General features: G+C 61.7%; 6 protein-coding genes. 2 read left to right on the top strand and 4 right to left on the bottom strand.

Going from position 1 to position 8,810, the window contains the following annotated elements; all coding sequences use genetic code 11:
* Nucleotides 1-2 precede the first annotated feature (2 nt).
* A complete protein-coding gene (locus D0550_RS33045) occupies nt 3-1,406 on the bottom strand; it encodes a hypothetical protein (RefSeq protein ID WP_153067460.1) in 1,404 nt (467 codons plus the stop codon).
* Between the two features lie 19 nt (nt 1,407-1,425).
* Nucleotides 1,426-2,538 carry a lipase family protein gene (locus D0550_RS33040; protein WP_206606699.1) on the bottom strand — a complete coding sequence of 371 codons (1,113 nt, stop codon included), beginning with the start codon at nt 2,536-2,538 and terminating at the stop codon, nt 1,426-1,428.
* A gap of 422 nt (nt 2,539-2,960) precedes the next feature.
* Here D0550_RS33040 and D0550_RS33030 point away from each other — a divergent pair, with 422 nt between their 5' ends.
* Nucleotides 2,961-5,429 (top strand): vitamin K epoxide reductase family protein, encoded by a 2,469-nt coding sequence (locus tag D0550_RS33030; protein WP_116813444.1) that lies wholly within the window; start codon nt 2,961-2,963, stop codon nt 5,427-5,429.
* Between the two features lie 17 nt (nt 5,430-5,446).
* Here the strand turns inward: D0550_RS33030 and D0550_RS33025 are convergent, their stop codons facing one another.
* Both D0550_RS33025 and D0550_RS33020 read right to left on the bottom strand, forming a co-directional pair.
* The gene (locus D0550_RS33025) at nt 5,447-7,654 is read right to left on the bottom strand and encodes a xanthine dehydrogenase family protein molybdopterin-binding subunit (RefSeq protein ID WP_116813443.1); all 2,208 of its coding nucleotides are present in this window, start codon (nt 7,652-7,654) and stop codon (nt 5,447-5,449) included.
* Complete coding sequence (locus D0550_RS33020) at nt 7,651-8,115, bottom strand: (2Fe-2S)-binding protein (protein WP_116813442.1); 465 nt, start codon at nt 8,113-8,115, stop codon at nt 7,651-7,653. The genes D0550_RS33025 and D0550_RS33020 overlap by 4 nt, the downstream gene beginning before the upstream one ends.
* A gap of 131 nt (nt 8,116-8,246) precedes the next feature.
* On the opposite strand from D0550_RS33020, the gene D0550_RS33015 reads away from it, so the two are divergent.
* The coding region (locus D0550_RS33015; protein ID WP_153067459.1) for a DUF6597 domain-containing transcriptional factor at nt 8,247-8,810 on the top strand (564 nt) is incomplete at its 3' end.

Raw genomic sequence — 8,810 nt, 5'->3', positions numbered from 1 at the left:
CGTCAGATGTGTATAAGAGACAGGCCCACGGAAAAATACACGAGCCCATCGCTCGCCTCCCCCAGCACGCCTTCGAGGCCATAGCCCGCCCGCAGCGACAGGTCCGCCCCGCCAACAAAGCCGCCGCCGTCTTCCAGGCCTGTGAAGCCGCCGTCCAGAGAGCGCAGGTACAGTGAGCCAGCCACGCCGATGAAAGGACCGATTTGTGCTCGGAAGCGCGGCATCGCTCCAAGCCCCTCGCTCAAGCTGGGCATCGGAGTGAGCAGCGCGACCTCCACACCCAGTTGTACGGCCTCGGGCGTCGGTTCGCGCCCCGCGTCCCATGGCCCAAGCACGTCGTTCGCGCATACGTCGAAAGTTTCGGGTTCGGCGGACGCCGCAGGCGTGTATGGGAGATTGGTTGTCCGTGAGCGCCCTGCCGCAGTGTCTAGCACTTGTTCGAGGCTCAGACGCACCACGTCGGCAGCCCGCTTAGCATCCTCGGGACGCATGTAAGCATCGCCCATCAATACGACGGTGTTCTCGCCTCCCTGCCAGATCCGCACCTCCAGACCGCTCGCGTTGTAGTAGTCGTGAGTGCCTTTACGTTGCGATACGTCGCCCCACGTTCCGGCCACGTGCCCCGCGGCGAAAACGTCTTCCAGGAAGTGAAGTGCAAACGCCTCGTCGGCCAGCATGGCGCGGGCGATGATGGAGCGCTGAGCCGCCGACAGATCCTCTCGCGCAAGCCTCGTTGCCTTCTGCAAAGCGCTCAAGTGATATCGTCCCCACACGCCGACGGCATTGATCTGGGATCCAACCTTGAGCGTATCCTCGAGGTACTCCTGCGAACTGAAATTCACTGTGGGACGGGCAAGCAGGAAATGGGCATTGTTGGATCCCGCCCGCGTCGCATAGTCCGGATCGGCTCGTTGCAAACGAAAGTCGGCAACTCGCAGCGCGTTGACGCGGTCAGCCCGCAACGCTTCGCTCTCTGCAACGCCCCGCAGCCCACCGATGAGGCCACTGCTTGGGGACGCAGCGCTTTGCGCCTTCGAGACGCGCTGCAGATCGACCTTGAGTTGCGCCGCGACTTCGGCGACAACGAGGATCGATTCCGAAGCGGTGACCATATCGAGCATCTGCTGGCTCGAGCACGAATGATCCCCGCCGATAGCGGACATTGCTGCCCAGTCAATGCACTCGGGCGTGATGCCTTGCGTAGTATAGGCGCCTTGCTCGCAGAGGCGCTTCTCGTGGCCTACCCGCGCCTGCGCCCAGAGTTGATCGAATAGCGCTTTGCGCTCGGCGTCGAGGTCTTCGATGGCAAGCACAGCGATGTCCCGATGCTCGGGGTAAACCCAGGCGAGCGCCGGCCCCGCAGGGCAGGCAAAAACGAGGGCAAGCAACGATGCTCGAATCGTCACTAACGACTCCCGATACCTCTCAATGCAGAACGCGCACTTTGAACAGCGCCGACGCTTCATTGGCCTCGACAGCGGCATCGTTGCCGTTCGCCAGATCCTCCTCGACGAAGCGCAGCAAGGCCTCGAGAAGTGCTTCGCGGGGATACGCGTTCTCGGTCACAAAGAGTTTGCCGACCGTCGAATGCGAACGCGCAACCGGCACTGCGAGAGCCCAATGGTCGGCGTTGATGTACCCGAGCAGGTCGCTGCCGGGAACCACCTGATCGTAGAAGATCACCTGACTGTCGTTGCGTGCGTCGACGCGGGCGAGTTTGCGATAGCTCGATTTCAACACAGAGGAAATGCGCTCCGGCTGCGGGAACGTGATCAGCGAGTAGTAGTGAACGTCGGTTGGCAGTGGATGCATGGCGAGCCATGCCCTGCGCACAGCGGGTCTCAGACTGACAATGGCCCCTCCATCGCCGGGCTGGCAAGTCGCGCCTGGGAAGTGGCGCAACAGGTCGGCCTGGTATTGCTTCGCGTCGTTCGCGAGCGGCGACCCGCCGACAGCTCCTGCAGCACTGATCACAGCGGCCACGCGACTGCGGATCTCCGGATACGTGACGAGCGCTTCGAGGATATCGGGCGCCCCCTTCGAATAACCGATCAGCACCAGACGCGGCGGACCTGGCTCGGTCGGCATGGCCAGCAGCGCGTCGCGAATCTGCCGAGCGTTGTTCGTCGTGCTCGAGAGACCGTCAACCTTGAGCAGCACCTGGTCGTATCCGTACTGCCGGACCTGCTCAGCAGCGGTTCCCGTCGACTCCAGCCACTGCTCGAAGCAATCGAAGCCGAGGCCCGGCACCAGCACTGCAACCAGCCCTCGCCTGGAAGCTCCGAGATCAACCAGCCGCCCTGTCCCGCTCGGCTCTTCTCCGACTCGCGTCAATGCTTCCTCGCAGCTGCGATGATCGGGCAATCCCGGTCGCGCTTCGAGGACCGCGCAGTAGACCTCGCGGAACCGCGCCCGCTTGTCGACGACGCCGGCCTGTGCAGCTGGCACGAGCGCCAGCGGTGGAGTGTCGGTGGAATATGGGACGAGTGGCTCCGTAGAGCAGGCAACCAGCACCAAGCCTACACTGGCCGCGATCATGAGCATTGACACGCGGCGGGAACGCGACCTGCGCATTCCTTTCTTTTGACCTCCTCGCACGGCCGTCTCTATACAGAAATCGTTACTCAGTGGAGCGAGGCATTGAGAGGACCTCAAGAGCATGCGGCAGTCTCTAGCCGAACGCCGGGACTCGGACATCGTGGGCCGGGGCACTCGATCGCAATTGCAGTCGCAGGGGCGCATCGCCGACCGCCACTTCGATCACCACCGTGAAAGAATTTGGAGGCGCCCAGGAACGTATCCTCGGTCAACACTGCAGACGAGGAGAAGTTACAGCAGGCTCATGAGACTCCTGAATTCGCGGCGCCCGATAACTGCGATGAGGGAATTGCCAGGAACTGTGAGGACGGTCTTGCATTGCGTTTTAGCAGCAGTGTCAAAGCGCAGTTCCAGGCAGCCCCATGAAAAAACCACTCATCCTCATCACCGGCGCGGCCGGCGATATCGGGTCTACGCTCGCGCGTACGCTTGAGTCCGACTACACCGTCATCGGGCTGGATCGCGCCGGACAGAAATCGTCAGGAGAGCTCATCGAAGTAGACTTCACCGAAGATGCGTCCGTCGCTCGAGCGCTCGAGACTTTGCGTCAGCGCCACGGTGAGCGGATCGCCGCCGTGGTCCATCTGGCTGCTTATTTTGACTTCACCGGCGATGACAATCCGTTGTACCAGGCAGTCACCGTCGACGGTACGCGCCGTCTCCTGAAAAGTCTGCAAAGCTTCACCGTCGACCGGTTCATTTACTCCAGCACGATGCTGGTTCACGCAGCCGTGAAACCCGGTGAGCGGATCGATGAGTCCGCTCCGATCGCCCCGGCCTGGGCGTATCCGAAGTCCAAGGCGGATGCAGAGCAGGTCATCCATGAATGTCACGGCCGCATTCCTTACACGGTGCTGCGGCTCGCAGGTTTATATGACGAGCACACCTGCGTGCCTACGCTCGCGAATCAGATCGCCCGTATCTACGAGCGGGATCTGCAAAGTCACGTGTATCCCGGCAAGCCTCAGTCGGGACAAGCATTCATCCATCGCGACGACATGATGCGTGCGATACGCAGCGTCATCGAGCGGCGCGATGCATTGCCTGCCACAACGGCGATTCTGGCCGGCGAGCCCGACCCGATGAGTTTCGAGGAATTGCAGGACACGCTCGGCAGGCTGATCCACGCAGAGGAGCAATGGACTACGGCGAGGGTTCCGGCACCGATCGCCAAGGCCGGTGCCTGGGTCCAGGAAAAAGCAGAACCGCTGGTACCGGACAGCATCGACAAGGGTGAGCCGCCGTTCGTGCGGCCGTTCATGGTCGATATCGCAGAGGATCACTACGCGCTCGACATCTCGCGTGCACGCGAGCTGCTCGACTGGCAGCCTCAGCATGACCTGCGCCGCACACTGCCAGCGATCGTCGCTGCGCTGAAAAAAGATCCCGTCGGATGGTACCAGGCAAATCATGTCACGCCGCCCTCATGGCTCGAGAGCGCGAAGGACGCTGGCGAAGACCCGGAAGCCATCCGCAAACGCTACGAGCGCCGCTATCGCGAGGCTCATCGAAGCAACCTCTGGGCACCATGCATCAACATGGCCCTCGCCACCTGGCTGATCACCGCGCCGCCGCTGCTAGGCTACGAGTCCCGTGCGATGGCACTCAGCGATGTCATCAGCGGCATCGCGCTATTGGTGTTCAGCGCAGTGTCGCTGCACTGGCGTGCCAGCTGGGCTCGATGGACCTGCGCGGTGATCGGTACCTGGTTGCTGGCCGCCCCGCTGCTCTTCTGGGCGCCCACAGTGGCAGAATATTTCAACGGCACGCTCATAGGCATGCTGGTCATCGGCTTCGCGGTACTGGTGAAGCCCTCGCCGGGCGTGAGTCCGATCGCCGCGGAATCCGGACCGACGATTCCGCCCGGGTGGGATTACTCCCCATCGAGCTGGCTGCAACGACTGCCCGTGGTGCTGCTCGCCTTCATCGGACTGCACATTTCGCGCTATCTCACGGCCTATCAGCTCGGACACATCGACGGTGTCTGGGACCCCTTCTTTCTTGGCAGCCTCGAAGACCCCAAGAACGGCACGGAGGAAATCATCACATCGAGCGTCTCGCAGGCGTGGCCTGTGCCGGACGCAGGACTGGGTGCGCTCACCTACGCGCTGGAGATTCTCACCGGCATCATCGGATCATCGCGGCGCTGGCGCACCATGCCCTGGCTCGTGATGCTGTTCGGGCTGATGATCGTGCCGCTCGGACTCGTGTCTCTGATCTTTATCATCATCCAACCCATCGTCATCGGCACGTGGTGCACGCTGTGCCTGATCGCGGCAGCGGCGATGCTACTGCAGATTCCATACTCGCTCGACGAGCTGGTCGCGACAGCCCAGTTCCTGAAGCGCCGCAAGCGCGCTGGTCAATCGCTGCTGCGTGTGTTCTTCGTGGGCGATACCGATGAGATGCCGCGTGGGCGCCCCGAGAAACAGACGGATGAGCTTGCTCAGCCGCTGCCGGCAATCGTGCAGGATGCAGTCAGCGGCGGCGTCGGGCTGCCGGCGAATCTTGTTGCGTGTATCGCGATCGGTGTCTGGCTGATGTTCACGCGACTGACCGTCGGCGCCGAGGGTGCGATGGCCAACGCGGACCATCTGATCGGTGCGCTCATCATCACCACCTCCGTGGTCGCGCTAGCCGAAGTCGCGCGGGTGGTCCGGTTCGTGAACATCGCCTTCGGGGTGGCCCTGTTGATCACACCGTTCCTGCTCGATGCCGGCAACGCCGGCATGATCTCCAGCGTGGTGTGCGGCGTGGCGTTGATCGCCCTGAGCATCCGACGCGGAGCGGTTCACTCCCACTACGGCCGCTGGACAGAGGCAATCGTCTGACGCCCATGCTTCACGCTTCACACAACGGGGATCTCCGCAGGCAATGGGATCTTCCTGATCCGCGTTCCAGTGGCCGCGTAGATTGCATTGAGCACCGCCGGCACTGCCAGCGGTGCAGACATTTCTCCGAGCCCCTGCGGCCGATCGTCCGGACTGCGCACCAGATGCACGTCGATCGGCGGGCACTCGTTCATGCGCAACAGACGATTCTGGTGAAAGTTCGCGTGTACGGCGCGGCCGTTCTTGATCGGCGCACCTCCATACAGCAACGCAGTCAGGCTCCAGACGATGCCGCCGACCAACTGCTGATCCGCACCGGACGGGTTGATCACGCGTCCACAATCCACCGCCAACGTGATCCGATCGATCTGGAGTTTGCGCTCACGTACAGTCACTTCTGCGATGGCGCAGGTGTAAGTCGAGGCGTACGGCGCAAGCGCGATACCCATGCCACGGCCGCGCTCCATGGACTTGCCCCACCCCGCCTTCTGCGCCGCCAGCATGAGCACGCCACGCATGCGGTCCGAGGAAATGGAGTAGTCGCTCGAGATTGGAGCCGTCCTCCCCGGCGTGAGCAACGAGAGGCGGAACTGATACGGATCGATCTTCAACTCGGCGGCAATCTCATCGATGAAACATTCGCTCAGTGCCTTGCCGTGGTTCACGACGCCGCGCCACGCCGACGACTGCAGCAGCTCGTACGGGCCGAGGTCTTCAAAATCATAACGAATATTGGGAATGTCATAGGCCATGGACGGCAGCGTCGGATCCTGATACCGCGCGGCCCAGGTATAGGTGCGTAACTCCTTCTCATACCACGCATACAGCTTGCGCTGCTTGTCGAGCGCCGCCTGATATTCCATATGCTGGAAATGATGCGCTAAGTTGCATTGCTGATCGTCCTCTCGCGTCCAAAGCATTTTGACTGGCACGTTGCCGGCTTCTCGCGAGATGTAAGCCGCTTCCACCGCCATGTCCGTGTAGTAGCGGCGGCCGAAGCCACCGCCCGACGGTAGCAAATGCAGCTTGATCGAGCTCTGTTCGAGCCGCAGCAGCTTCTGCAGTTCCTCGATGACCAGATTCGGCGCCTGCGATCCAAGCCAGACCTCGCAGCCCTCGGGACGCACGTGCGCCGTGCAATTCAACGGCTCCATACAGGAATGCAATTGTTGAGGATATACATAGGAGGCACGTAGAACCTTGCCGACGCGACTCAGGTCCGCAGATGCGTTCTCGTCGCCGAGGTAACCAGTGGGATCGTCACGGACCAGCGCTCGCTCGGCGGCGAAGCGCTCGAAATCTTCACTGCTGCGCTGAGCATTCGCACCCTCGTCCCACTCGATCTGCAGTGCGTTGCGCCCCTGGAGAGCCGCCCAGAAGGAATCCGCGACCACTACCACGCCTTCGCGAATATCGTGTGGAACGAAGGAGACGGGCTGTGGGCCGGCGATTGCGCGTGTATCAAAGACCTTGCGCACGCCAGGCACTTTTAGCGCGGCCGATGCGTCGAATCGTTTGAGCTTGCCTTTGAACACCGGGCACCGCGCGATCACGGCATACAGCATACCCGGCACGCGCACGTCGATGCCGAACTGCAGGCGACCGGTCACTATCTCTGGAATCAACTTGGCAGCCTTGGAGCGACCGATCAGCACAAACCGCTGCGGATCCTTCAACTCCACGTTCGCGGGCATCGGTAGCGCCGCCGCTGCGGTCGCCAGGTCGCCGAACGCGAGCTTACGACCGCTGCTGCGATGAATGACCCAATGATTGTCAGCGATGCAATCACGCGTTGGAACTTGCCACTGCTGTGCCGCTGCCGCGACCAGCATCTGTCGCGCGGTGGCGCCGGCTTTGCGTAGCAAATCGTACTGATAAATGATCGTGCAGCTGCCGCCGGTGTCGAGACCGCCGTTGCGATCATTCTGATAGCGCGGCAGGTCTGCGATTGGGAAATCGATCTGCACTCGCTCCCAATCGGCACACAGCTCCTCGCACAGGATCTGTGCCATGGAGGTAGCGACGCCCTGTCCCATCTCGTGCTTTACGAACTGGAACAGCACGTCTCCAGATGGAGTGATTCGAATAAAATCTCCCAGCTCGCGTGCCGTTGCCGCTCCGGGGGCCAAAGTGACTTCTCGAGCGAGCGTGTCGAGGCACAACGTCAATCCACCGACGGCGAGCGCTGCCGATCGCATGAAGTCTCTGCGATTCATCGTCATCATGACTGTGACATCCCTGCTGCACGCTTGATGGCCCGGTGGATGCGCGAATACGTGCCGCAACGACACAGATTTCCCGACATGGCTTGGGTAATGGCATCGTCGCTGGGCGCAGCTTGCTGCGCGAGGAACGCAGCCGCGGTCATGATCTGGCCAGCCTGGCAGTACCCACATTGCGGGACATCGAGCTCTTGCCAGGCAAGTTGCAACGGGTGGCGGCCGTCCGGCGAAAGCCCTTCGATGGTAGTTACAGACTGTGAGCCGACCGCAGACACGGGAGTCACACAGGATCGGACTGCCTTGCCATCCAAGTGCACCGTGCAAGCCCCACATTGGGCCATTCCGCATCCATACTTTGTGCCGGTTAGTTCCAGCACGTCCCGCAATACCCATAACAGGGGCATCGAAGCATCGACATCGACGGTATGCGCTCGTGAATTCACCTGGAGTCTGTATTGCGTCATGCCTGCCCCGCTGGTGTGAGAGGAGCTGCAAGGATGCGCATCCCAGCGCTGATGTCTTGTAAAAATTCGGCTGCCATCGAGCCCACCGCTGCTACTATCGGCGGGTGAATCCAACCCTCGTCCAGCCAAACATGCGTTACTGGCGGATGCAGCCCGATCCGCGCCTGCAGCCGTGGATCCTCTGTTATTTCCTGGTCGAGCCCGGCGACGCAACGGCACCGGAGGACAGTGACCAAACGGAGCAACTGTTGCTTCCGGATGGTCACGCAGAGATCGTCTTCAATCTGGGCAACGGTTATGACCGTTGGCAGATGGGCCACAGTGGGACACGCGACCTCATGCGAAGCAGCTATCTGATCGGCGGACGATCGAAATCTGTATTCACACGCAACCGCGGCCCCGTGCATCTGGCGGGCGTGAAGCTCGATCCACGTTTACTACGGCGATTGATCCGGACCTCGCTGAGCGAATTCAGCGACGGCATCCTGTCGCTTCGAGATCTGAACGATACTGCGCTACTCAATCTTGAAGATGCCGTGGCCTGCGCCGGATCTGCCGCTTCCGTGCAACGGCTGCTCGACGTATTTTTTCCTGCGCGCGCTCGCGAACGTGCCGTTGCGCGATCCGCTCATCGATCGGCTGGTGCGAGATATTCGGACGCGACGTGGCCTGTCTCTTATACACATCTCCGAGCC

The sequence above is a fragment of the Steroidobacter cummioxidans genome, from assembly GCF_003104955.1.
The sequence above is the reverse complement of the archived record's forward strand: the minus strand, read 5'-3'. Positions and strand labels throughout refer to the sequence as shown.

Bases quoted from the DNA above. Each gene is read 5' to 3' on its own strand.
- D0550_RS33025 (WP_116813443.1), bottom strand. From the start codon at position 7,654: ATGATGACGATGAATCGCAGAGACTTCATGCGATCGGCAGCGCTCGCC.
- D0550_RS33030 (WP_116813444.1), top strand. From the start codon at position 2,961: ATGAAAAAACCACTCATCCTCATCACCGGCGCGGCCGGCGATATCGGG.
- D0550_RS33040 (WP_206606699.1), bottom strand. From the start codon at position 2,538: ATGATCGCGGCCAGTGTAGGCTTGGTGCTGGTTGCCTGCTCTACGGAG.
- D0550_RS33020 (WP_116813442.1), bottom strand. From the start codon at position 8,115: ATGACGCAATACAGACTCCAGGTGAATTCACGAGCGCATACCGTCGAT.